Raw genomic sequence first — 23,785 nt, 5'->3', positions numbered from 1 at the left:
CAAATACATAGATTTTCAAGGGAAATCTCCTGTGAATTTAAATGTTAATACAGAAATCGTGGATGATTAAAAGCTGTCTTTTCAGACAGCTTTTTAAAGATTTCTATTTTTTATTTTAATGAAGTCTGCCATTATTCAGATTATCATCGATTACTTCGTTAACTTTTTCTTTGGCTTGCTCCATCATTTCATCAGCAATCATCACAACGTCTGTATCATATTTTTCGTCCTTTGATACTTCAAATTGAAGTTTCTCTGCATATGGTGCTGATCTGTTCATCATAAAAGCTGAGGTCACTTCGCAATATTTTTCACGGGCTTCCTCAACGCTTAATTTATCTGTAACAATGTCATTCACCAAATTCAGTGCAAGTATATTTGCAGCTTCCATATCACAACGAGAAGAAACTTCACCTCTTGTTCTCTCAACAATGACACTGCCATCAAATTTTGCAAGTTCACTAAACTTTTCAATGGGCACGTTATAGTTAATATAGTTCTCGATAACATCGGTATGGGGCTGTGGGAAATCGTGTGGGATTTCATCACGATAGACAATGGTTCTCTTCCAAGGACCATTATTATACCAAATCAGCCTGCTTTCAGTAGCTTCATTAGGGGGACCGTATTGGTCTATTGTAAGATTAGCTGCTTTTTTGGACATTGCATTCCAATCCTTAACAATATGCTTGACTGTATCCATGTTTGCAAACGTTTTAGTTGTTTTTTCGGCACCACCAACTGTTTGTACTTTAAAATCGCTTCCCATAGCAAGTCCCGCAGTTTTCAATTTTTCTCCATGTTCCATAACTTTCCTCCTAAGATTCTGGTATTTATCTTTAACATATCCCAAACTCTTATTAATATAAGTCTCATTTTAGTATTATAATGGGACAGATTGGCGGGTTTATTGGAGGAATTGTTTTAGCATGAAGTTAAATGAGTAGGATCTTAAGAATTAGAGAACAAAGATATCAGTGTGAATTATTATACTAGTGCAAGAGTTAAGAGGGCCATTTAAATCGTTGGGTACTTGTATGGTAGGACTCTATTTGAGCGTGCTTTAACTGATAGCAAGTAGTGTTGGTTTAACTATAGACTAAACCAGATAATGGAAACTTTCTTACAGCACTAGGGGGATCAAGCGTTTAACACCAGATAATATAAAGAAAAATGGCTTGGACATTTCTCCGAGCCATTTTTTACTGTGAAATTAATAGTGAAAGTTATGTGATTATAGTGAGGTTTAACTTGCGTTTTACTGATTTGCACCTCACAAGTGAACCCCGTCAATAGATAGGTTCTGATTTTTTTATTATGCTTTTTCTGTCTCTGTTTTTGCTTTTTCTTTATCTTTGTTATCTTCTGAAGCATCGTCGTCCATCAAACTGTTAGCAGAAGTCTTGAATTCACGAAGTGTCTGTCCAGCAGCTTTACCAATCTCTGGCAATTTTTTTGGACCGAAAATGATTAAGGCCAAAATTACGATAAGTATTAAACCAGGAATGCCTATATTTGCGAAACCCATAAGGTGTCACCTCCATACACTATTCATTATACTCTACTTTGTCTAAAAGTTTAAGTTTTTTGCGATAATTTATAATATATACATGTGAAGAAAGTACTTAAGCACCTCTCCCAGCAGATTCAGCCAACCGAATGCAGAAGTTTTGATAGGATTTACCCTAATATCTTAGACGTTTTGAGTCTCTTTTCCTGTTTTAACCAATTGACCGCCACCATTTTTAAGATACTCAATCATACCTTCAGTTGCACGATAAGTTAATGCTGCGGTAGTCGGAGTTGGATTTGTTGGGCCAAAATGTGGAAAAGCAGATGCACCACATACAAATAAGTTATCAACATCCCACATTTGCAAATAATTGTTTACTGCAGAGTTTTCTGGACTGGATCCCATAATCGCCCCACCGGAATCATGCTGGAATGTAAAGCGCCCGCCGAAATGTTCCGGCATTGGGTGCTTATCAATAATTTCCGCTCCCATTTCTTTCAATACACCAGCACATTTATCAGCTAAAAATTCATTCAAATTACAATCCTGATCAGTATAGTCAAAAGTTACACGAATTAGTGGATCACCATTGTCGTCCGTATATGCAGGGTCCAAATCGAGGTAATGATTTTTCCACGGCATAAATGCCCTTTGGGAAACTACCGAGAGCGTTCGATTAGAATAATGTAACGATTTTTCTTTAAACTCTTTTCCAAAAGCCGGGGTTCCGGCTGGTACAGGATTATTGGCAATCGGCTCATTTCCCATAATATGGATTTCAATTTGTCCACCATGGATAAAATCAACATCGCTATGATCAAAGTTATCTGCACAGTAATCAGTGAATGCTGAACCTAATGCACCCGTTCCTGCATACAAATTGAATTTTTCATCAAAAAATCCAGTTGCTCCCATAATCGTATGGTGATCAACATAATTTTTTCCGATGATTCCTTTGCCAGTCTTGGGATCATAAGGTTCACCAATACCGGAAAGCAATAATAAGCGAATATTATTAAATACATAGCTTGTCATAGCAACAATTTCGGCCGGCTGTTCAAACTCTTCTCCAGTGCGAGTATCTTTATATAATACCCCTGTTGCTTTGTCACCGTCATATAATACTCGAGTGACCAGACAATTCGTACGCAGCTCAAAATTACCGGTTTTTTTGGCTGTAGGTACGACAGTTACAACCGGGTCCGCTTTCGCTCCATATTCACATCCATAATTACCGCAGAAGGAACAATACTGACAAGCATTTAATGTTTCCCCGTCAGGATTGGTATAGACTTCAGACACTGTTCCCGCAGGCACGACATATGGGTGGTAACCGAGTTTTTCTGCAGCCTCATGAAACAATCGCATCGGACGGTTTTTTTTCATTGGCGGGGTCGGATAAGGAATCGAACGCGGTCCAGCAAGCGGGTCCTCCTCACCTGAAACACCAGCCATCTGCTCAAATTTGGAATAGTAAGGCTCTATTTCATCATAGGAAAGCCCCCAGTCCTGGATAAGCATGTCTTTAGGAATTTTACTTTCACCATAACGTTCGATTGTTTTACTTTTTATTTCAAAGTCATATGGAAAATAGCGATAGGTCTGAGCTCCCCAGTGTGCGCCTCCCCCACCTACTCCAGTGCCAACTACAAACGCTTCTTCATCACGAACTGGAACAGCATCCTGATCCATCGTGTTTCTCCACGTTATCGTGTCTTTGGTCAGCTTCTGCATTAATTCTTTTCTTTGATTGTATTTCAATTCATCATGACCGTGCAAATAATCTTCAATTGTTCTATCTTCTCCACGTTCCAAACCTACTACTTTATATCCAGCTTTAGTCAGTTCTGCAGCCACAATGCCGCCTGTCCAACCTACGCCAGTAGTAACAACATCTACTTTCGGTAATTTTGTAACCATCATAATCCCCCTGTTTTTCCACTATTCAATATTAAAGAATTAGTGTTTATGACCGCCGACACTTCTTGGCTCAATCAAAATAAATTCATCTGCTTCTATCATGTCGATATAGGACATTTGTGAACCTGGATATTCTTTCATCTTCCATCCAGCCATATCTTTATTTCCGCCATATAGCGGATCTGCATAGCAACCTGCAAGTGTACTTGATTTGAGCAATGCAAAGAATTCCGCCGAGATAACCAGGTTCATCTCTACCTCGCCTTTCATAAAACGTTCGAGTACCGCGAATTGCTTATCTTCTTCCAAATCTTTAAATAAGACTTCATGCTCATTCTCACTGATCTCATTAAGCTTTCTGACACCTTGCAGAAAGATATCCCCTCTTGTTAATGGTGTCTGGCCATTTTTAAAAGGAGGTTTCCTATAATCATCCGCGTTACTTCCCCATGGGCTAGCCAATTGCTTATCAATAAAATAAGGTACTCCTAAAGCAATTGCTCCTGGACCGTTTGCATCTTCCGGATAAATAACTTCCGTTGCCGCACTTAAGGCATCAAAATCTTTTTGACGTCTGAAAAAGGTCAAAGACTCTGCATAATTAATTGGCTCAGGGTGCTCCGTTGCCATAGTTGTAGCTGGTTCGTGTGATTTGAAAGGGTTAGCTAATAAGCCTCCTAAAACCGCTCCTCCAACAACCCCACCAGTTGCAATTCCAGTATTTCTCAGAAACTTACGGCGTGAAGTATCGACAACTTCCTTATCTGCAGATATGTCAGGCTTTTTATTATTAAAATTTTGATCCATCATTTTTTTACCCCCTTGTTATAATGTCGTGTTAACTACTTGTTGAATATTGCTCTCTCTACAAGTCCATCAATCAGCCATTTTTTCTGATACAATTTATATGGTTTAAGTATTTTATAACGGGACCAATGTAATAGTTTAAGCAGATAAACATAATTAATTTGTTTGATAATCCAACATTATATAGTATATATTTACCAATCCAAAAGTCAATATAGATTTAGATTTCTATTTATTAAAAATCGCTTACTTTCTAACAGACACTAATATAGAAGAAATGAAGCTATCTTTAGCTTTCATGGACTTCCACTTAAAAATCATTTATACTACAAATTGCAAACTAAATAGTTGAAATAGTTGAAATAATTTTTGATTAAGGGGCGATTAGATTGGATGCAACCATGAAAAAAATAGTTTCGGAATTACATAACATACTGAATGAAAATCAAATTAGCACAAATGATACAATTCTCGAATTGCACAGCAAAGACGAATCATACCATATACCAAGTTTGCCGGATATTGTTGTTTTTCCCGATAATTCTGAGCAGGTAAGTCAAATTGTGAAACTTGCAAACGACAATAAAGTTCCGGTTCAGCCCTTTGGAATGGGCACAAGCTTGGAAGGACATGTCATCCCCTATGACCATGGAATAACGGTTGATTTTTCACAAATGAATAAAATTATTGAAATCAAAGAAAAAGACTTTCTCGTAAAAATTGAGCCCGGTGTGACGAGAACCCAACTAAATAAGGAATTGAAAAAGTACGGTCTTTTTTTTCCGGTCGATCCGGGAGCTGATGCAACACTTGGTGGTATGGCAGCAACTAATGCCAGTGGGACACTTTCAGTAAAATATGGAACAATGCGGGATAACGTCCGTGATATGGAAGTTGTACTGGCTGATGGCACCACAATCCATACCGGTACATTAGCGGCAAAGTCATCTTCCGGCTATCATCTAAATGGACTTTTTGTCGGTTCTGAAGGTACATTAGGCTGTATTACCGAATTGACTCTGAAAATATTCGGAATACCAGAGGTCATCTCTGCTGCAAGGGCAACATTCAAAACAGTGGATGATGCAGTAGAAGCTGTAGTAGCAGTCTTACAGGCTGGAATACCAATTGGAAGAATTGAGATTGTAGATGAAACTTCTGTAAGACAAGTCAATCAGTTTCGTGATTCCAACTATAAGGAAGTTCCGACCCTCTTTTTGGAATTTCATGGAAATGAGGCCGGATTAAAGCAGGATATCGCATTTACGGAAGAAATTTTTAAAGACTTTAACTGCCTTGACATCCAATTTGAAACAGATACTGCAGCACGTAATCAGCTTTGGGATGCAAGGCATAATCTGGCCTATGCCTATATTCACAGTTATCCTGGAAGGAAGATGATGGTCACAGACGTATGCCTGCCAATATCTGAACTGGCAGGAGCAATTCACCATGCAAGAACCGTTGTGGACCAACTCGGTCTTCCTGGAGGAATCACTGGACATGTTGGTGATGGAAACTATCACATCATTCTTATGATTGATATGAACGATCCGCAAGAGGTTGAAAAATCCATGAATTTGAACGAACAAATAGTAGAATATGCTCTCGCTCGTGGTGGTACCTGTACTGGGGAGCATGGTGTAGGGACAGGAAAGCGAAAATATCAGGAAAAAGAACATGGTGAAGCCTTGAAAGTAATGGAAAAGATCAAACAAGTTCTGGATCCGAACTCCATTTTAAATCCTAACAAAATTCTGAAATCCAATTAAAATGAAGACAGCATCTTTCATTCCACTCAGGAAGATGCTGTCTTCATTTTATTTTTTCTAGACGTTTGAAACCTTAAAATCTTTCACCTTATATCCTAAGAAAAATTTCATAACTGGGGGCACAAATATTGACAGTCTACGAGACTAATGAATACAGATCGTTTTTCAGTGGTCCCGCCCTACTGAAGTTCCATTGCTTAAGCGCCAATTATATACGCTCTGATTCATTTCATCAAACTTCTTATATTGGATAAAACCTACATCCTTAAGCAACAGAAGGATGTCTTTTAATCAGCTATTTTTTCTGCGGATGCCAGATATGGTTGATGAAACAGAAATATCCTCTTTATTTGTAATTATTTCTATTACTGTAGGGTGCTGCTTCAGTAATGTTTGTTCCAGCGCTGTTTCAAAGGTTTCTATTGAATTTACTACATACCCATCTGCACCAACACTTTGTGCGAGATCCTTGAAAGAAACTACCCCTAAATCAGTCGCCATTACCTTTTGTGGAAAATGCATTTCCTGGTACATTCGAATGGTACCATACATACGATTATTAAAAACAAGACTTATGATTGGTATATTATATCTGACAGCTGTTTCCAATTCTTGTGCAGTCATCATGAACCCTCCATCACCTGAAAGGGAAACGACCGTTTTATTCGGGAAGGACAATTTGGCTCCGAGTGCTGCAGGCATGCCGTATCCCATCGCCCCTGAAGTAGGCCCGACAAATGTATGTTTTTCTTGGAAGGGGTAAAAGGAGTGAAGCCATCCGGCAAAATTGCCGGCATCTGTGGTCAATAGCGTATCAGTTGGGAGTTTTTCAACCAGCATGGCAATTACTTGCTTATTAATGACATCAGTCGCTGAAACTTCCAAGCTACTGACCTTGCTGAAAGCCTGTCGTCTCTTTATTGCCCAGCTTTTCCAGGTGACATCAATTTCCATTTGATAGAGCACTTGTAAAGCTTCCGCTAAATCAGCAATAATTCCAATATCCGGCGCATAAACCTTTCCAATCGTTCCATAATCTATATCAATATGAATCAGTTTTTTATCACTAGATAGAATCGTATAATCCTGGGTCGTCACTTCCGAAAGTCTCGTACCCAGTGCAATGATCACATCCGCTTCTTCAACGGTTTGCAGGATTTCCTTGTTCGTAGAAAGACCGAGATGTCCTGTGTATAATGCATGATTGTTCGGAAAGGCATCCTGACGGCGAAAAGCAGCGATTACAGGTAATGTGAATTTTCCGGCAAACTGTACAAGCAGTTCCTCTGCCTCTGCACTTTTGACGCCGCCCCCGGCTATGATCAGTGGTCGTTTTGCTGCTTTAAGAATCGAAGCTACCTTCGTGATTTCATTGTGTGATGGAGCTGGCCTTGGCTTTTCCATTAGCGGACCAAACTGCATTACCGCTCTTTCGGGAAGTATATCTTCAGGAAGGGATATAACGACCGGTCCAGGCCTCCCGGTTTGTGCCACTCGAAAAGCACGTTGCACAATCTCGGGTATACGTTCTGCATCATTTATCTCAACAGACCATTTTGCAATATGCTGAAAAAGACGATCCAGATCAACCTCTTGAAATCCTTCTCTTCCTCTAAATTTTCGATGCACCTGACCTAAAAAGACAACCATTGGTGTTGAATCCTGATAAGCGGTATGTACACCAATGGATAAATTTGTCGCTCCGACTGCTCTGGTAGCAAAAACGACACCTGGCTTTAAACTGCACTTCGCATAGCCTTCCGCCATAAATGCTGCCCCACCTTCATGTCTATTTGCTATCACATGAATGGAAGGTTCATCGTGCAATACATCCAGAACTGGCAAATAACTTTCTCCCGGGACACAAAAGACTTGCTCTACACGTTCTCTTTTCATACATTCCACAATTGCTTGGGCTGCGGTTAACGGAACTGTATTCATCCGTTTTTTCCTCCTTGTAAATCAAGCTTCTTCAACCGCCTGATAACTTCATCCAATCGGTCGGTAGATACCGTTAATGCTATTCGAATAAATCCTTCTCCCGCCGGCCCAAAAGCCGTACCAGGTGTAACGATAATTCCTGCTTCATCCAATAGTTTAGCAGAAAAAGAAAGAGAGCTGTAATCACCCGGTATTTGTGCCCAAATAAACAATGTACCTTTTGGTTTTTCAGCAACAATACCGACCTCTGCGAGAGCAGCATATAACTTTTCCATCCGTTCTTTATAGATGCGGTTATTCGCTTTAACAACGGAAAGATCACTTCTCAACGCGTAAGCGGCTGCTTTTTGAACAGGCAGGAACTGGCTCGTATCAATGTTGCTTTTTAATGTAGCTAATGCATGGATCATTACCTTATTACCAACGACAAAACCTATTCTCCATCCTGCCATATTAAAGCTCTTGGATAGTGATCCAAATTCTACTGCTACGTCTTTTGCATTCGGTGCTTCCAAAATACTTGGAGATTTATAATCGTCATATGTCACAAGACTATAGGCAGCATCGTTAGCAATAACCATATTATTTTCACTAGCAAAGCTGATTGCTTCTGAGAATGTATTTAATTCAATCGTAGCGGCTGTTGGGTTACTTGGATAGTTTAAAAACATTAACTTAGCACGTTTTCTTTCATCTTCCGTTAAGTTATTAAATAACGGGGTATACCCATTTTCGGCATCTAATGGTAATAGTACACTTTTGCCACCTGCCAGATGGACTGCAGTACGGTATACAGGATAGCCTGGATCCGGCAATATAGCACTATCTCCAGGGTTGATGACTGACTGAGCAAAGTTATGAATCCCTTCTTTAGACCCTATCAGCGCTAAAACCTCTGTTTCCGGATCAAGGTCAACCCCATGGCTGCGTTTATAAAAATGAGCGATTGCCTCTCTAAATTCAAGACATCCACTATAGGCAGAGTACCGATGATTCTCCGGTTTTCTGGCTTCGTGCATTAATTTGTCATAGATAAAATCAGGAGCAGGCAAGTCCGGAGCCCCTATGCCTAAATCGATAACATCCACTCCCTTATCTTCAAGTTTCTTCTTCTCCCGTTGAAATTCTGAAAACAAATAGGGCGGTAAATTTTTCACTTTATCGGAAACAAAAGGCATACCCATCTCCCCTTTATATTTCATAGGAATTCGCACTTTATTTAATTACAGTTAGTATAGATGCCCACAAATAAAATTGCAATAATTAGAATATTTAATCTTAAAACATCTTAGCCAAAAATAAATCCATTTAGAAAAAGCTATATGTAATTGACTTCCACTGATTACAATTGTATTATTATTACATAATTAATAATATTTAGAAATTTGATACCATTAACGCGCAAAGTATCATTTCCTAAATAAGTTACTAACCTTGAAGCACTACTCCTTTCTCTATGCCAAATGCAGGATCCAATTATTGACTATTTTTATTATACGAGGGGGCAATTAAAATGAGAATCAAGAAATTATTTGGATTTGCAGTTTTTGGTTTAATGATGATTACAGTCCTTTCTGCTTGTGGTGGAGGCGGGAAAAACATTGCAATCGGCCCACCGGCAAGTGAAACGAATTCTGTTTCTAAATTGATTTTGGCAGCCTATGGTATTGGGGACGATGATTATAATGCATACCAGGAAGGATTTGGTGATGCTGCCGATGGTGTACAGGATGGTAATATTGACATATCGATTGGAATACTTGGACTGCCTGCAGGAAGCATCGAAAGCCTGCAAGCTTCAGCGGGTGATGTAAAGATGCTAAGCCTTTCTGATGATGCAATTGCCTACATTGAAGAAAATAGCGGATATTTACGCTACACCATCCCACAAGACATGTATGACTTTCTGGATTCGGATATAGAAACAGTTACAGCATATGCTGTTTTAATGGGGAATACAGACACAATCAGTGAAGAATTGGGATATGAGCTTGCTAAAAGCATGGTAGAAAACGCCAGTGAAAACACACATGCCCAATCGGAACATATGACATTGGAAAATGCCCTTAAAGGTGCAGAAGATTTACCAATTCATCCCGGTGCAAAGCGTTATTATGAAGAACAAGGACTGACTGTTGATAATCCTGTCGCAGAACTGAACGTCAGTGAAATTAAAAATGATCTTATTTTGGGAACCGGCAGTCAAGGCGGCACCTATTATCCGCTTGGTGGTGAGATGGCCACAATTTGGAAAAATAATATTGATGGTTTAAACATTACGAATACCGAGACAGGTGCTTCGGTTGAAAACTTATCCAGTATTCGTGATGGCAATATGGATCTCGGAATGACGGTGCATGTTCCAGCACTTGATGCGATAAACGGCGAGGGAGACTTTGAAGGAAATCAAGTAACCAACGCAGCGTTCATCGGTCATATTTATCCAGAGGTCGTTCAAATCGTCACACGTGAAAATAGTGGAATCGAAAGCTTGGATGAGCTGAAATAATCTCCATATTGTTTAAAAAGAAGAACAATTCATAAGGGGCCCCCGATTTCAAGTTGAGGGGGCCTTTTCCTCCATTTATCGACCACATGAACTTGATGAGCCCGGCTTTTGAAAATATGACTTTATTACAAAGGGTGATTGGATGAAAGAAAATAAGCAGACTGATATGAATGAAATACTTGAAAAATATGATAGAGAAAACAATTATCGGACAAATATCGGCAATTGGGCGTGGGTCGTCACATTTCTCGGGATCGCTTTAACTCTTTTTCATTTATACACCGGTTATTATGGGACACTTCCATCTCAGCAACAAGGTGCAATTCACTTAGGTACAGCCCTAGGGATTATTTTCCTGCTTTTCCCTGCTAAAATGGGTTGGCAAAAAAAACAAAGATCAGTTCCATGGTATGATGTCGTATTAGCCTTTACGGCAATGTATGTGACCTATCATAAAATTATATTCTTCGATTCAATTCTCCAAAGCCGAATTTCAGGTTATGGTCCATTAGATGTCATCGTTTCTATTCTCGGTATTCTATTATTGTTGGAAGCTACGCGTCGAACAGTTGGATTGCCGATTGTGATTGTAGCAAGCATTGCCATTTTATACACTCTATTTGGTAACATGATACCTACTCAAGTTCTGTCTCATCCTGGTTTTTCAGTAAACCGTATCGCAACAGATTTATGGTTTAAAGAAAGCGGCGTTTTCGGAACGCCTATCCAGATTTCAGCAAAATTCATTTTTCTGTTTCTCTTCTTTGGAGTTATTTTAGTGCATACACAAATTGGTAAGTTCTTTAATGATTTAGCCTTTGCATTAACTGGCAGGTTTACTGGAGGGACTGCAAAAGCAGCTGTTGCCGCTAGTGCATTACAAGGGATGGTCTCTGGGAGTTCGGTTGGAAACACGGTTGCTTCCGGGTCTTTCACCATTCCGATGATGAAAAAAGCAGGATTTAAACCGGAGTTTTCTGCTGCAACGGAAGCATCAGCATCAACAGGCGGACAGGTTATGCCTCCTCTTATGGGTGCGGCAGCATTTATCATGATGGAATATTTGGGTGTATCCTACAGTACCATCATGTTGGCAGCTCTAGTTCCGGCAATCCTATATTTCACCGGAATCTTTATTGGTACGCATTTTGAAGCAAAAAAGCTGCATATACTTGGCTTACCGGCCTCTGAATTACCCAGTTTTCGTAAATTAATGATAAAAAATGGTTATATGCTTTTACCATTGTTTGTCATTATAGGAACAATTATGGCAGGGTTTACCCCACAAAGAGCAGCCCTGATGGGAATTGCAGCAGCCTTTCTAGTAAGTCTGGCCCGAAAGGACACACGAATGAATGTCAAACAACTTATCCACGTCCTTGAACAAGGTGCCCGGGTAGCCCTCCCAATTATTGCAGCAGTCGGTACAGCAGGGATAATCGCAGGAGTCGTGAGCATTACTGGGCTCGGCACAAAGTTTGCTGCAGGTATTATTGCATTATCAGGTGGCTATCTTATTTTTGCATTAATATTTACAATGATTGCCTGTATTATACTAGGCATGGGATTACCAACAACAGCCAATTATGTTGTTACAGCTACGGTCGCTGCACCTGTTCTTATAAACGAGTTTGGTGTTGCCCCCATTGCTGCTCACATGTTTGTTTTCTATTTCGGCATTATAGCCGATATTACACCCCCTGTATGTTTAGCCGCATATGCTGGAGCAGGGATTGCAAAAGCTAATCCTTTTAAAACTGGAGTAACGGCAGTGAAACTTGCTGTAGCTGCATTTATCATTCCGTATATTTTTATCTATAATCCGATTCTTGTACTTGTTGATGTGACTCCAGTCAATCTAATTATTTCCGGAGCAACAGCGATATTGGGAATGACAGCAGTCAGCAGTTCTGTGATCGGATACCTTATCACAAATTCCTATACGTCGGAAAGAATTCTATTATTTGCAGCTGGCATCATGCTGATCATACCCAACCTAATCAGCAGCTCTGCTGGTTTACTAATCATGTTAGCAATCTGGTATATCCAACGCCAAAGGAAAGATGATGATACAGGAACACGGAAGATAGAAGCTAGCATGTAAATGGAGGAACACGATCGGGGCATAATAGTTTTGTGCCCCTTTTTTTAACAGATACAAAAGGGCTTACCCTATTACAGATAAGACCCCATTTGTTCTAATACCATTGCTGACAAGAAGTGAAATATAATCCCAAAACATTAAACTATTAAGTTTGCATATCCAGGATGTTACTCAGTCTTACTGACCATATGAATTAACTCTTCCATGATTACAGGAAACTCCTCAAATGCGTTCTTGATATTCAGCCGCTCTGTCCTTTTATGTGCATCATACCCAAATGGACCAACATTAAGTACTGGTGCATTCAGTTCTTGCATTTCCTTAAACGGGAGAGTATAGCTGTCACCCCAGACAGGTGTGTTTTCCTCAAAAGCATTCCAGCCCTCTGCCGATCCAGAATAGTTTACATAGCTAAGATCACAAATTCCATTAAAGTAATGAATTCGTCTAATCGGCAAATTAAATTTATTCTGTGCAACCGTTGCAATAAAAGAAGTACAGTCCTCAATCAGCTTATTCCCTGAAGAATTAACAGCAGGATAATATGGAGGTGTAAGCAATACAATAATTGCAGGAGCAAGTTCCTGACATTGAATCATTAATTTATCTGTAATGCGAAGCGACTTTTCCCTATCATCCCAAGCCTCGTTGTAATGAATATCCGCCTTCACTTCATTAATATAATCTTCACCAAGCTTGTTGGCAGCATATGCTAATAACTCTTTATAGCGAATAACTTTAACCTTTCCAATCGGTTCGACGTTATGTTTTTTACAAATATGTTCATATGCCTCGTTACACTTTTCAGCCGCGGTTTCCGCTACCTTTTTAAAAATATTGAAGGCTTCCGAAGCGCTATGTTTCATAAGAAAAATATTATACAATGCCGATGAACGATATGGCGTTTGAGTCGAATAATGCAACCGTAAATCGGTCTGCTGCAATGTTACCGGGAGTGGTGTTGTTTCTCCAAGAACTGTCTCTTGAAATAGGTCATTCCATTCCATTTCCCTTGTCATAAATGACGAAATATAAGAAGAAGTTATACCGCTTAACGGCTCACCTGCATGTGTTTCTTTGCCATAAAACAAAGAAGCAGCAAGCAGTTTTCCAATTGAACCTGTATACAAGTAATTTGACTTGTCTGTGGGATCCTGACGAAAAGTTGGTTCACTGTTAAGAAATAGTTTATATGTAAATTGATGCTTCTTTTGAAGTTCCAGCAATACGGGAACTGCAAAACGCATTCCAGCAGAGTTTACTTCTTCATCAGGTACCGTCAGCAACAGGAGATTGATTGGCCAGCTCTCCACACTTGCTTTTTCAATCAGACTCATGTGCATGACGAGCCCCATTTTCATATCCATTGTACCTCGGCCAAATAGAAATTCACCTGATTCAATATCCTTACGCACATCTTCCTGTACTTCATCCAGTTTTTCCCTAAGAACCTTTGTAAGCTCCTCAGGCTGTGTTGCCAAAGGCTCGAAAACACCATACTCTTCTGTATTTACCGTATCAAAATGACTGATCAGGCAAATTGTTTCTTTTGCTTCGGGATGTTTATAAAAGGCTGTTAAGAATTTTCTTCTCAAATCAGCTTCATGAGTTGTTAAATGCTCCGGATGCTTCTGAAAATAGGCAAGACTTTGCAGCTTGGCATGTAGCTTTGCAGGAAATTGCCTCTCTCCTTCTGATAATGTCATGCTTTTCCAGCTGACTATCTCATCCAGTAACGAGCGCAGTTTTTCTGGAGTATCCCAGTTCAGTTCTTTCATATAAATCCCCCTATCATCACTATTTTCCTTTGGTGCAAAGGAAGCAAAAAGTATAATGTAACCCCTTCCATTATAACAGGTGGAATTCTGAATATACATATGTTTATTAACTATATGTTTAGTATTTATGGTTCGATACAAGAAGCCGGTTGTTTAGTATAGATACTGTTTTGAAGTGAAAGATGGTTAAATGAGACTAAGAGGCTGGGACATAAGTAAAAGCCCCATGACAAAAGGCAAATGATTTCAATATAAAAAAGTTTATAAAGAAGAAAAATCCGCTCTTATTCGAATTCTAACTAAAGAATTCAGAATCATAGTTCGGTTTTTTCTATAACTAAACCACTTTTGTCCCACCTCTTCTTGTTTAGGAGGTTTTTAGAGTTCAAGATACATCTCATTTAACATAACTCTATTTTATCCATTCATATTACTCAATGACTTGAGCTTTTGTAGCAGGATCGTGATTTGCGATAGCTTGTATACAATCTTTTCTACTGGAAAAGTCCCTGACCCATTTTAATGATTGTCTTGCATTTGATTTGTTAGTTGTAACACCAGGCAATATCATATGTGTCCAGGATTTTTTTGAATATCCGACATCACTAGCTAACAATAACCAGCCTTCGTCCATTTTAACCAGCAAAGAAAACATTCCGTCAGTATGACCTGGAGTATGAATCAGGAATATAGTTCCGTCCCCAAAAAAATCAAGACCTTTATTAAATGGACCATAAGGCACATCTTCTAATGCAAACGTTTTAATCGGAGCATCCTTCCACATTGATTTTATATAGCCAATTTTTTTGTTTGCTGCTTTCCATTCCAGTTCACTTGTAAGTATTTTTTTTGCATCTAGTAGGTGCTTCAGACCACTAACATGGTCAGAGTGTAGGTGCGTTAATAAAACAAAGTCAATGTCATTACTCTTTATACCCAAAGTGTTCAACTTATCCATTATTGAATCACCCTCTGGAAGCTCTCCTCTGTACATAGAATATGCTAAACGACCCAGATGCTTTTTCTGATTGGTCCTCATCTCTTCGTGCCATCCGGTATCAACCAAAATAAGACCTTTCGGGTGCTCTATAAGATAAGATGAAACAGGAACCCACATCTTTGTTTCTTCACCTCTTAACCAACCAGTATATGGCATAGGATGTAGATTTTTTTCATTATAAGCCAATGCTTTATCAATATACACTTTACCAGTATGTATAATATGGACTTTCATAATTACCCCCACATAAATAAAAATTCACTAAATAAAATGACATGACAGTACTATATTAAAAATAAAGGACAAACCATTCCTTTTCCGCCTTATCTAAGTAAAAAGCTAACTTTGTCACTATTAATGATAAAATACAATTTTTATTTGTTATTTTATCGATCAACTTTAATATAATTTGAGTTGTATTTCTTTGAAAATACAACTCAAAAAGGTATCTTTTAGTGTAGTCATCCGTCTTCTTTGAGGAAAATCTTCCTATTAGTAACTCATCTCCGTTGCATTATCGAGGACTTCCTGTGGAACCTCAATGGAATCTATCGTATTGATGCCAGTGTATACGGCGTTTACTTGCTGTGCAATTGACATTTCTTCACCTTCTGCGGAAAGTGCCATATCAAGATCCATATAAAATGTTTTCGTTTCATAAGATTCTTTGTCGATTTCCATCTCATAATTTAATTTGTTGACAGTCATGCTTTCAAGTACCTCATTAACATCTGCTCCGAGATCAGCAAACATTTCAGTATCCAAATATTCTTGAATTACACTTTCCGAAAATTCGTTCAGTGCTTCCCCTTCCCCTGCAAATCTAAAAATATAGGAATCATCTTTTTCCTCATATTCTACATCATCCATGAAAGGCTCCATCATTTCAAGTTGTGCGGAAGGATCCTGCTGCGCCAGATTAGATAGGTCTGTATACATCTCATTATCAAGTTTCATCCATGTTTGTGACATGGAATCATATGTATATAGGCCATCTTCTGTCATATACATTTCTGTATCCATTTCCATGGGGAATCCATCCATTTCCATATTCATCGTACCTTTTTGATACATAGCAATCGGATCCATTATTATTTCTGCCTTCATATCGCTTTCCATTTCCAACTCCATTGACTCATCAGATGTAGATAAAATTTGTGTAATGTTCATATCTACCTCGGCGCTCTCCATTTCCCCAGAAACATCCATTGCTTTCGTAAACACACCCTCAGCATCTTCATTACTGCAAGCGGCGAGAATTACAGTTAATAATAATACAAAGAATACCATCCACTTCCTCATCTTACATTCCTCCTAAAATTAATTTTCAGGTAGTTATACGATATTGGATGGTAAAAGTTTCAAAAAAACTAAATATAAGATTCGAAATAAAGTTACTAGTTCCATAGGCAAGTGACTGAGAAGTAATTTTCATCAGGAGTGAAAATGTCTTTTTCAATTTGGATGCCTGTTCTGCATAAAGCTCCTTCACATTGGAAGTGTGGTTTGCAATAAATGCTTTCAAGGTTTGCCTGGATTCTTTTTAATGTTGCTGCCAGCAGTGGGGCTTTCTTCTGCTGTATGCTTCTTGCTTTTCTCATTATATAAATCGACGTATACATTACCATATGAATCCAGTTGAGCTACAAAGACATCTTCAATCTCGTTCGCTCCCTGCTTTTGAACCTCTCCCAATAACCACCCTTTGGAGTAGCCAAGCTTCTGAAGTGTTTTTTCAAGAATTTGTCCGTCCATAATCAGGATATTCGGTGCATGTTCCTGCTCCGGTTTCAGACCAATTGAATGAGGTGTTATCGGCTGCATCTCCGTCTTGAGCATTACGCTGAGATCCCCATTCGTTTCAAGGACCGCCATTTCAACATCGGAAAATTTGAAAACACCTTTTTCTCGTAATAATAAAATCAATTCATTGACAGTTATAGTATTTTTTTTCAAATTTTCTTCAAGTACTTCCCCATTCTGTATGACAATTGTTGCTTTGCCATCTGTTATATTAGAAAATATTATCGATTTTAAGCCGCCATATGCCAGAATGATAGGAAATAGACCCCAGATGATCAACGAAACCAATCCGTTTGAAATTTTGACATTTTGATCGACTGACATGGTAGCGGCAATCGATCCTATTGTAATTCCAACACAGTAATCAAAAAAAGTAAGCTGTGAAATTTGCTTTTTTCCCATAATGCGGGCCATAAGCAATAATAATAGAAATGCACTTATAGAGCGAATTAAAATTAATACCATCTCTGACATGTCCGCGAGCCCCTTCATATATCTTGATGCAACCTTTTTATATTATTGGACAATCTAGATGTAACATACATATCGGAGGTTACGACAATGAAAAAGCAAGTCCTGACATATCTATTTTTAATGGTCCTTCTTTCGGCGTGTACGAATAAAGTCGGAGGACATTACTTTTTCGATCATATTGACCAATTTGAGAAAGCTCTTGACCAACCGGACTGGACATATATTGAAACGCAGGCGGAAGAGTTGAACTTCATGTATGAAGATAACAAGTGGAAACTGCAATTAATTGGAGATGAAGGAGAATATGAAGGAATCGATGAAAGTATCAATAAACTGATGGCAGCTGTAAAAGAAGAAGACATATTAAATGTAAGAATGGAACTTGTAACCATTAAAGCTCATTTAGAAGGAATTTTTTCACTTTAAAAGGAAGCTGAAGGCAAATTAAAAAGCTACTTCAATCCATCAATTAGAATTTGAAGCAGCCTTCCTTGGCAATTAAGGCATTCGCCGATAAGGCTTGGCGCATGCCAAGTTGTCTAACATAAGAAAGTATAAATTTTGGCAGCAATTAATTATTACATATAAACGGCCACGTCCAGCTCCGGTTCCTAGAAACTCCTGTCATAAGCAATGGATATTCCAAGCGCGACAACCATGTGCTTTCCAGTCCCTTGCTAGCATTGAGTTTCTGCGCTTTTGTTCAATTGCTTAGCTTACTGGCGTCTTTGTAATTGTATGATCTGTAGTTGTTGCCGTTTTATTGTTATTATCTTCTGATGAATTAGACTTAACATCATCCTTAGCAGAAATCAGTTCGTCTTTCGCTTCCAGAGCTTTATCTTTGGCTTCCATTAAATTACCCTGTGCATCTTTAGCTGAAGATAAAACTTCTTTGGATTCGTCAGCAACGTTCTTTGTCGTTTCCTTGATATCTTTTGCTTGTGTATCCAAGATTGCCTGAATTTTATTAATCGCTTCTTTGGAAATTTCGGTTGCATTCTGCACACGTGTAATCAGTGCTTGCTTTGTGCCATTAGGATCTTCTTTAATTGTTGTAGCATATTTGTTTACGGAGTCCTTCATTGTTCTTGATGTATCCTTCACTTTTGTTCGTGCATTGCTGTTAAGCAGAACAAGAGATGCACTTGCAAGAACTCCTGCAACGACTAAACCTGTTTTTGCTTTCTTCTGATTTTGTAAAGTTGTATCCAATGTAAAAACTCCTTTCAATTTTAAAAGCTATTTGTTAAGTTAGTGTTTAATTTCCCGTTGTGCAATATGTTAAACATTTGGTGTATCAAAAACGATCGAATTGGCTCCCTGAACAGAAATACAGTAACATCGTGACATTATCTTCTTATAATTATCTACCCGAAAAACCTTTCTACCAAAAAAATATGGAAAAACCTATTTTTCAGTTAAATGCGTAAATTTATGAAACATTTAAAAACGTAATTCGTATATATTGGTAGTGTTTAATAATGGAGGTATCGAAATATGTCAGAAACGGCGATGGAATTGATTGATGTTAAAAAAAGGATTGGCAAGAAGGAAATTATTAAAGGGTTATCTTTCACCATCAATAAAGGGGAGGTATTCGGGCTTATCGGACCAAATGGTGCCGGGAAAACAACGACAATCCGAATGATGGTTGGACTAATGCAATTATCTGAAGGGGATGTCACCATTCTCGGTAAGAGTATTAAATCAGACTACATAGAAGCTGTACGGGAAGTCGGAGCAATTGTTGAGAACCCCGAGATGTATCCGTTTATGACCGGCATACAAAATTTAAACCATTACGCCCGTATGATTCCTGAGGTATCAAAGCAACGTATACAAGAAGTCATTAGCCTTGTCGGCCTGGAAAAAGCGGCGAAGGAAAAAGTTGGCAGATATTCATTGGGAATGCGGCAGCGTCTTGGTATAGCCCAGGCCTTATTACATAACCCAAGCGTACTGATTCTTGATGAACCAACAAATGGTCTTGACCCAGCCGGAATAAGGGAAATTCGAATGTATATCCGACGGCTTGCCGTAGAGAAGAATGTGGCCGTTATCATCTCCAGTCATCTCTTATCCGAAATTGAGTTGATTTGTGACCGGATAGGCGTTATTAAAAACGGTGAACTCGTTGCTATCCAACAGGTGAATGAAAAAACGGACATAGAGAAACTGAAACAGGTACAAATGGAAGTCACTCCAATGAACGAAGCTATGGAACTATTACAGACACATCATGGAATTACTGCAATGGAAACAGATGGAAAGTTACATTTCCAAAGTGAGAAAGAAAAGATTCCTGCTATGATTCGGACTTTAGTAGAATACAATATTTCCATCTACCAGCTTGAAATTGCCAAATCTAGCTTAGAAGATAAATTCTTTAATTTGATTGGAGAGAATACAATTGAGTAACTTTTTCAGCCTGATTTATAATGAGATTGCCAAAATATACATTCAAAAATCAACATGGATCATGTATCTGTTACTCGGTGTCATTATTCTTGGTCTTGGTATATTAGCAAACACGTACGGGGATCTGAACGATGGATATGAAGCGGATACTTGGCGGGAAACCTTACAGGAAGAGAATGAGGAACTGACAAACGAAATGGAAGAAGAACCATTCTTACAGGATTTCAATTTAAGTTCCATCGAAATGAATAATTATTACCTGGAAAATGACATTCAGCCAGCAGGCTATGGTGCATGGCAGTTCGTTATGGAAAATGAAATGCTTTTATCAATTGTCAGCCTGCTCACGATTATCGTCGCTGCAGGTATCGTAGCTAATGAGTTCAGATGGGGAACGATTAAGCTCTTACTTATTCGCCCGATTTCCCGGGAGAAAATTCTCGCTTCCAAATATGGTGCGGTTCTCTTGTTCTCTCTGTTTACCCTGCTCTTTGTATTGCTGCTTTCCTGGGTCGTAGGAGCGCTTCTATTTGGTGTAGAGGGAATAAATCCACATATCGTAATGGAGAAAAATACTGGGTTTGAATATGTTTCGGTTATCAATGAAATTATTACCGGCTATGGTTTTCAGCTTGTGACGCTTCTAATGATGGCCACCTTTGCCTTTATGATTTCGACGGTATTTCGCAATAGTGCTCTGGCAATTGGAACGGCCATTTTCTTCATGATGGTAGGGAACCAAATCGTATTCTTTTTCATGGAACGTTCGTGGGCAAAGTATATCCTCTTTGCAAATACAGATTTAAGCCTATATTTCAACGGAAATACACCGTGGATAGAAGGAATGACATTGGGGTTCTCCATTACGGTACTGTTGATTTATTATGTGCTGTTTTTGATGTTATCCTGGATATTTTTTACGAAGCGAGATGTAGCGGGGCATTGAGTGTAAAATGAATTACCAATAAATTTTCAAAAGCGACTACTTGCCTAAGCAGGTGTCGCTTTGTTTTTAATATATATTTCCAAAACCACTGTGCTTGTTACGCTGGTGGGCATCAGCCAATTTTTTCTTTTCTGTTTTTCTTTTTTTTCCAGACCAATACGGAGGTCACTGCCAAGGTACCAAGTATAATCGGTTCTTTCTTTAGTTTATTATCTTTGCTGTAAAACACATCTTTGAAAACCAGATTCATATTTTGCGGACGTTCTGCCAACCGGCGCATAAAGTATCCGAACCAATCGCTTCCAAACGGAATATAGGTACAAAAATTATATCCTTCATTAGCCAAATCATAATGCATCTCTGTCCGAAAACCATAAAGCATCTGGAATTCAAACTTATCCCTGTTAATATTATTCTCTCTGACAAAGTCCTTTAGTATTTGAATAATATGATGGTCATGGGTTGCAATGGAAGTGAACGCATCCCCGAGCAGGCGTTGTTTAGCCAGTTTAATAAAATTACGATCAATATCTTCCTTAGACTGATAGGCAACGGAAGCGCTTTCTTTATAAGCCCCCTTTACAAGCCGGATCCTTACATCTTTCAATTCTTTAAGATCATCCTCTGCACGGTAAAGGTAGGACTGAATGACTGTCCCGACGTTACTGTACTGGCGACGCAAAATCTTTAATACTTCCAGTGTCTTGTCATAGTGAATATATTTTTCCATATCAATATTAATGAATATATTATAATCAGCTGCAATTTCCAGAATTTCCCTCATATTCTCCATGCAAAAATCATGATCAATATCCAATCCAAGCTGAGTAAGCTTTAACGATATATGGCAGTCAAGATTTTCTTCATGGATCTTATTTAAAATCCCGATTATTTCCATTTTTGCAGTGGTTGCTTCCATTCTGTCGGACACAAACTCCCCAAGATTATCAAGAGTACCGCAAATATTACGGCTGTTCAGCTCTTTGATCGTTTCAATTACAGTTTCAATATTCGTGCCTGCGACAAATTTATCTGCCCCTAAACGGAACCCCCATTTTTTTGCATTACTATTTAACAATTTGTTATTTGATAAACCGATAAAAAAATCTCTCGTTAGGTTTGTCATGTCAGTTTCCCCTTTAAAATGTGACATCCCTTCCACTCCAATCACATTTCGTAAATTAAAAATCAGTTTACCTTCGCGGCAAGCAACAATACTTGCCGCGAGATCATTTAAAACTAAAATGTTTCGGAAACAACTTTCGCTTCCAGGAAATGCTGCAGATAATCTGGGCCACCAGCTTTTGAATCCGTACCCGACATTTTGAAACCACCAAATGGCTGGTAGCCGACAATGGCTGCCGTACAACCACGGTTGAAATATAGATTTCCTACGTGAAAGTCATGACGCGCGCGATTCAAATGCTCCCGATTATTCGAAATAACTGCACCTGTAAGACCGTATTCTGTGTTATTGGCAATTTCAAGTAATTCATCGAAATTCTCAGCTTTTGCAAATCCAACAACAGGTCCAAAAATTTCCTCCTGCATGATTCTTGCCTTAGGATCAAGATCTGTGAAAATAGTTGGAGAAATAAAGAAACCTTTGGAATCGTCAGCGTCCCCACCGTAAACTAATTCCCCTTCGTTCTTGCCTATCTCAATATACTCTTTTATTTTATCGAATTGCTTCTGATTGACGACCGCACCCATATAATAGTTTTCTTCAGATGGGTTACCCATTGTCAGTTCCTTTGTCAATTCGATTGACTTCTCAAGAACTTCATCGTATACATCTTTATGAATGACTGCTCTTGAGCAAGCTGAACATTTCTGACCAGAGAAACCGAATGCGGAGTTCACAATCGCATCTGCTGCCAAATCGAGATCTGCATCATTATCGACAATAATTGTATCTTTGCCACCCATCTCGGCTACGACACGTTTAAGATGTTGTTGTCCTTCCTGAACTTTTGCAGCTCTTTCAAGAATGCGTGTGCCAGTTTCGCGTGAACCGGTAAAATTGATAAAGTGAGTTTCTTTATGATCCACAAGATAGTCACCGATTTCAGCTGGATCTCCAGGAACAAAATTGAGAACACCTTTTGGCAAACCTGCTTCTTCCAGCACTTCAACCATTTTATAGGCAATAACCGGTGTATTTTCAGATGGCTTCAAGAGTACCGGATTACCCGCCACAATTGGAGCTGCAACCGTACCAACCACAATGGCAAATGCAAAGTTCCATGGTGGAATCGTCACTCCAGGACCCATTGGCTGATAGAAGTAGTCATTATGTTCTGCTTCATGGTCCACCAATTTCTTACCTTGACTTAACTCGATCATTTGCCGTGCGTAATATTCCAGAAAATCGATGCCCTCTGCAGTGTCACCGTCTGCCTGGTTCCACGGTTTTCCCGCATCGTAGACGAGCCATGCCGAGAATTCATGTTTGCGACGGCGAACAATGGCTGCTGCACGGTAAAGAACATCAGCACGTTCTTTCGCTGTCCATTTTTTCCAGGTTTTAAAAGCTTCCACTGCCGAATCAAATGCCTGATCGACATGCTGCTTAGTTGCTTTTGATACTTTACCTACTACCTGTTCCTTATCGGATGGGCTGACGGAAACAAGTTTATCATCCGTAAAGATCTTCTCTCCATTAATCACCAATGGGTATTCCTTGCCTAGTTGACCTTTAACCAATTCTAGAGCCGCTTCAAATTCTTTAATATTTGTCTCCTCGGTAAAATCTGTAAATGGTTCGTGTTTAAATGGCAGTACCAATATAAAAACC

The 23,785-nt window shown here is 39.0% G+C and carries 19 protein-coding genes; 6 read left to right on the top strand and 13 right to left on the bottom strand.

What is annotated here, in order from left to right:
* Positions 1–115: 115 nt before the first annotated feature.
* From A4245_RS10725 to A4245_RS10710, 4 genes are all read right to left on the bottom strand, one after another.
* Entirely contained in the window at positions 116–808 is a 693-nt protein-coding gene (locus A4245_RS10725; protein ID WP_199860675.1) for a hypothetical protein, read from the bottom strand.
* A 507-nt stretch (positions 809–1,315) separates the two neighbouring features.
* Positions 1,316–1,528: a twin-arginine translocase TatA/TatE family subunit gene (tatA, locus tag A4245_RS10720; protein WP_067727729.1), complete on the bottom strand. Its 213-nt coding sequence runs from the start codon at positions 1,526–1,528 to the stop codon at positions 1,316–1,318.
* 165 nt (positions 1,529–1,693) lie between these two features.
* Positions 1,694–3,433, bottom strand: coding sequence for a GMC family oxidoreductase (locus A4245_RS10715; protein WP_067727728.1), 1,740 nt, complete (start codon positions 3,431–3,433; stop codon positions 1,694–1,696).
* 39 nt (positions 3,434–3,472) lie between these two features.
* Complete coding sequence (locus A4245_RS10710) at positions 3,473–4,243, bottom strand: gluconate 2-dehydrogenase subunit 3 family protein (RefSeq protein ID WP_067727727.1); 771 nt, start codon at positions 4,241–4,243, stop codon at positions 3,473–3,475.
* 398 nt (positions 4,244–4,641) lie between these two features.
* On the opposite strand from A4245_RS10710, the gene A4245_RS10705 reads away from it, so the two are divergent.
* The gene (locus A4245_RS10705; RefSeq protein WP_067727755.1) at positions 4,642–6,012 is read left to right on the top strand and encodes an FAD-binding oxidoreductase; all 1,371 of its coding nucleotides are present in this window, start codon (positions 4,642–4,644) and stop codon (positions 6,010–6,012) included.
* Positions 6,013–6,303: 291 nt separating this feature from the next.
* On the opposite strand, the gene A4245_RS10700 is transcribed toward A4245_RS10705, so the two are convergent.
* Together A4245_RS10700 and A4245_RS10695 are read right to left on the bottom strand one after the other, a co-directional pair.
* Positions 6,304–7,953 (bottom strand): thiamine pyrophosphate-dependent enzyme, encoded by a 1,650-nt coding sequence (locus tag A4245_RS10700; protein WP_067727726.1) that lies wholly within the window; start codon positions 7,951–7,953, stop codon positions 6,304–6,306.
* Positions 7,950–9,131 carry an LL-diaminopimelate aminotransferase gene (locus A4245_RS10695; RefSeq protein WP_067727725.1) on the bottom strand — a complete coding sequence of 394 codons (1,182 nt, stop codon included), beginning with the start codon at positions 9,129–9,131 and terminating at the stop codon, positions 7,950–7,952. The genes A4245_RS10700 and A4245_RS10695 overlap by 4 nt, the downstream gene beginning before the upstream one ends.
* 335 nt (positions 9,132–9,466) lie before the next feature.
* Here A4245_RS10695 and A4245_RS10690 point away from each other — a divergent pair, with 335 nt between their 5' ends.
* Together A4245_RS10690 and A4245_RS10685 are read left to right on the top strand one after the other, a co-directional pair.
* Entirely contained in the window at positions 9,467–10,462 is a 996-nt protein-coding gene (locus tag A4245_RS10690) for a TAXI family TRAP transporter solute-binding subunit (protein ID WP_067727724.1), read from the top strand.
* Positions 10,463–10,604: 142 nt separating this feature from the next.
* Positions 10,605–12,566, top strand: a complete 1,962-nt coding sequence (locus tag A4245_RS10685) for a TRAP transporter permease (RefSeq protein ID WP_067727723.1) — start codon at positions 10,605–10,607, stop codon at positions 12,564–12,566.
* 167 nt (positions 12,567–12,733) lie between these two features.
* Here A4245_RS10685 and A4245_RS10680 read toward each other — a convergent pair whose 3' ends face one another.
* The 4 genes from A4245_RS10680 to A4245_RS10665 form a co-directional block, all read right to left on the bottom strand.
* On the bottom strand, positions 12,734–14,344 hold the full coding sequence (locus A4245_RS10680; RefSeq protein WP_067727722.1) for a M20/M25/M40 family metallo-hydrolase: 1,611 nt from the start codon (positions 14,342–14,344) through the stop codon (positions 12,734–12,736).
* 430 nt (positions 14,345–14,774) lie between these two features.
* On the bottom strand, positions 14,775–15,578 hold the full coding sequence (locus A4245_RS10675; protein WP_067727721.1) for an N-acyl homoserine lactonase family protein: 804 nt from the start codon (positions 15,576–15,578) through the stop codon (positions 14,775–14,777).
* 258 nt (positions 15,579–15,836) lie between these two features.
* Complete coding sequence (locus A4245_RS10670; RefSeq protein WP_067727720.1) at positions 15,837–16,646, bottom strand: DUF6612 family protein; 810 nt, start codon at positions 16,644–16,646, stop codon at positions 15,837–15,839.
* 219 nt (positions 16,647–16,865) lie between these two features.
* Complete coding sequence (locus tag A4245_RS10665) at positions 16,866–17,621, bottom strand: YetF domain-containing protein (RefSeq protein ID WP_084268768.1); 756 nt, start codon at positions 17,619–17,621, stop codon at positions 16,866–16,868.
* A gap of 87 nt (positions 17,622–17,708) precedes the next feature.
* Here A4245_RS10665 and A4245_RS10660 point away from each other — a divergent pair, with 87 nt between their 5' ends.
* A complete protein-coding gene (locus A4245_RS10660; protein ID WP_067727719.1) occupies positions 17,709–18,047 on the top strand; it encodes a DUF4363 family protein in 339 nt (112 codons plus the stop codon).
* Between the two features lie 285 nt (positions 18,048–18,332).
* On the opposite strand, the gene A4245_RS10655 is transcribed toward A4245_RS10660, so the two are convergent.
* Complete coding sequence (locus tag A4245_RS10655) at positions 18,333–18,836, bottom strand: hypothetical protein (RefSeq protein ID WP_067727718.1); 504 nt, start codon at positions 18,834–18,836, stop codon at positions 18,333–18,335.
* A gap of 285 nt (positions 18,837–19,121) precedes the next feature.
* Between A4245_RS10655 and A4245_RS10650 the strand changes: the two genes are divergently transcribed.
* Positions 19,122–20,042 carry an ABC transporter ATP-binding protein gene (locus A4245_RS10650; protein WP_067727717.1) on the top strand — a complete coding sequence of 307 codons (921 nt, stop codon included), beginning with the start codon at positions 19,122–19,124 and terminating at the stop codon, positions 20,040–20,042.
* On the top strand, positions 20,035–20,988 hold the full coding sequence (locus A4245_RS10645; RefSeq protein ID WP_067727716.1) for an ABC transporter permease: 954 nt from the start codon (positions 20,035–20,037) through the stop codon (positions 20,986–20,988). The genes A4245_RS10650 and A4245_RS10645 overlap by 8 nt, the downstream gene beginning before the upstream one ends.
* Positions 20,989–21,100: 112 nt before the next feature.
* Here the strand turns inward: A4245_RS10645 and A4245_RS10640 are convergent, their stop codons facing one another.
* Complete coding sequence (locus A4245_RS10640; protein WP_067727754.1) at positions 21,101–22,114, bottom strand: proline dehydrogenase family protein; 1,014 nt, start codon at positions 22,112–22,114, stop codon at positions 21,101–21,103.
* A gap of 113 nt (positions 22,115–22,227) precedes the next feature.
* A complete protein-coding gene (pruA, locus tag A4245_RS10635) occupies positions 22,228–23,775 on the bottom strand; it encodes an L-glutamate gamma-semialdehyde dehydrogenase (RefSeq protein ID WP_067727715.1) in 1,548 nt (515 codons plus the stop codon).
* Between the last annotated feature and the right edge of the window lie 10 nt (positions 23,776–23,785).

The organism is Oceanobacillus damuensis, from assembly GCF_001618145.1.
Classification (GTDB): domain Bacteria; phylum Bacillota; class Bacilli; order Bacillales; family Amphibacillaceae; genus Oceanobacillus; species Oceanobacillus damuensis.
This window is presented reverse-complemented; position numbering and strand designations above follow the sequence as displayed.

Bases quoted from the DNA above. Each gene is read 5' to 3' on its own strand.
- A4245_RS10685 (WP_067727723.1), top strand. From the start codon at position 10,605: ATGAAAGAAAATAAGCAGACTGATATGAATGAAATACTTGAAAAATAT.
- A4245_RS10675 (WP_067727721.1), bottom strand. From the start codon at position 15,578: ATGAAAGTCCATATTATACATACTGGTAAAGTGTATATTGATAAAGCA.
- A4245_RS10700 (WP_067727726.1), bottom strand. From the start codon at position 7,953: ATGAATACAGTTCCGTTAACCGCAGCCCAAGCAATTGTGGAATGTATG.
- A4245_RS10690 (WP_067727724.1), top strand. From the start codon at position 9,467: ATGAGAATCAAGAAATTATTTGGATTTGCAGTTTTTGGTTTAATGATG.
- tatA (WP_067727729.1), bottom strand. From the start codon at position 1,528: ATGGGTTTCGCAAATATAGGCATTCCTGGTTTAATACTTATCGTAATT.
- A4245_RS10640 (WP_067727754.1), bottom strand. From the start codon at position 22,114: ATGACAAACCTAACGAGAGATTTTTTTATCGGTTTATCAAATAACAAA.
- A4245_RS10660 (WP_067727719.1), top strand. From the start codon at position 17,709: ATGAAAAAGCAAGTCCTGACATATCTATTTTTAATGGTCCTTCTTTCG.
- A4245_RS10695 (WP_067727725.1), bottom strand. From the start codon at position 9,131: ATGCCTTTTGTTTCCGATAAAGTGAAAAATTTACCGCCCTATTTGTTT.
- A4245_RS10665 (WP_084268768.1), bottom strand. From the start codon at position 17,621: ATGTCAGAGATGGTATTAATTTTAATTCGCTCTATAAGTGCATTTCTA.
- A4245_RS10710 (WP_067727727.1), bottom strand. From the start codon at position 4,243: ATGATGGATCAAAATTTTAATAATAAAAAGCCTGACATATCTGCAGAT.
- A4245_RS10725 (WP_199860675.1), bottom strand. From the start codon at position 808: ATGGAACATGGAGAAAAATTGAAAACTGCGGGACTTGCTATGGGAAGC.
- A4245_RS10680 (WP_067727722.1), bottom strand. From the start codon at position 14,344: ATGAAAGAACTGAACTGGGATACTCCAGAAAAACTGCGCTCGTTACTG.
- A4245_RS10650 (WP_067727717.1), top strand. From the start codon at position 19,122: ATGTCAGAAACGGCGATGGAATTGATTGATGTTAAAAAAAGGATTGGC.
- A4245_RS10705 (WP_067727755.1), top strand. From the start codon at position 4,642: ATGAAAAAAATAGTTTCGGAATTACATAACATACTGAATGAAAATCAA.
- A4245_RS10670 (WP_067727720.1), bottom strand. From the start codon at position 16,646: ATGAGGAAGTGGATGGTATTCTTTGTATTATTATTAACTGTAATTCTC.
- A4245_RS10715 (WP_067727728.1), bottom strand. From the start codon at position 3,433: ATGGTTACAAAATTACCGAAAGTAGATGTTGTTACTACTGGCGTAGGT.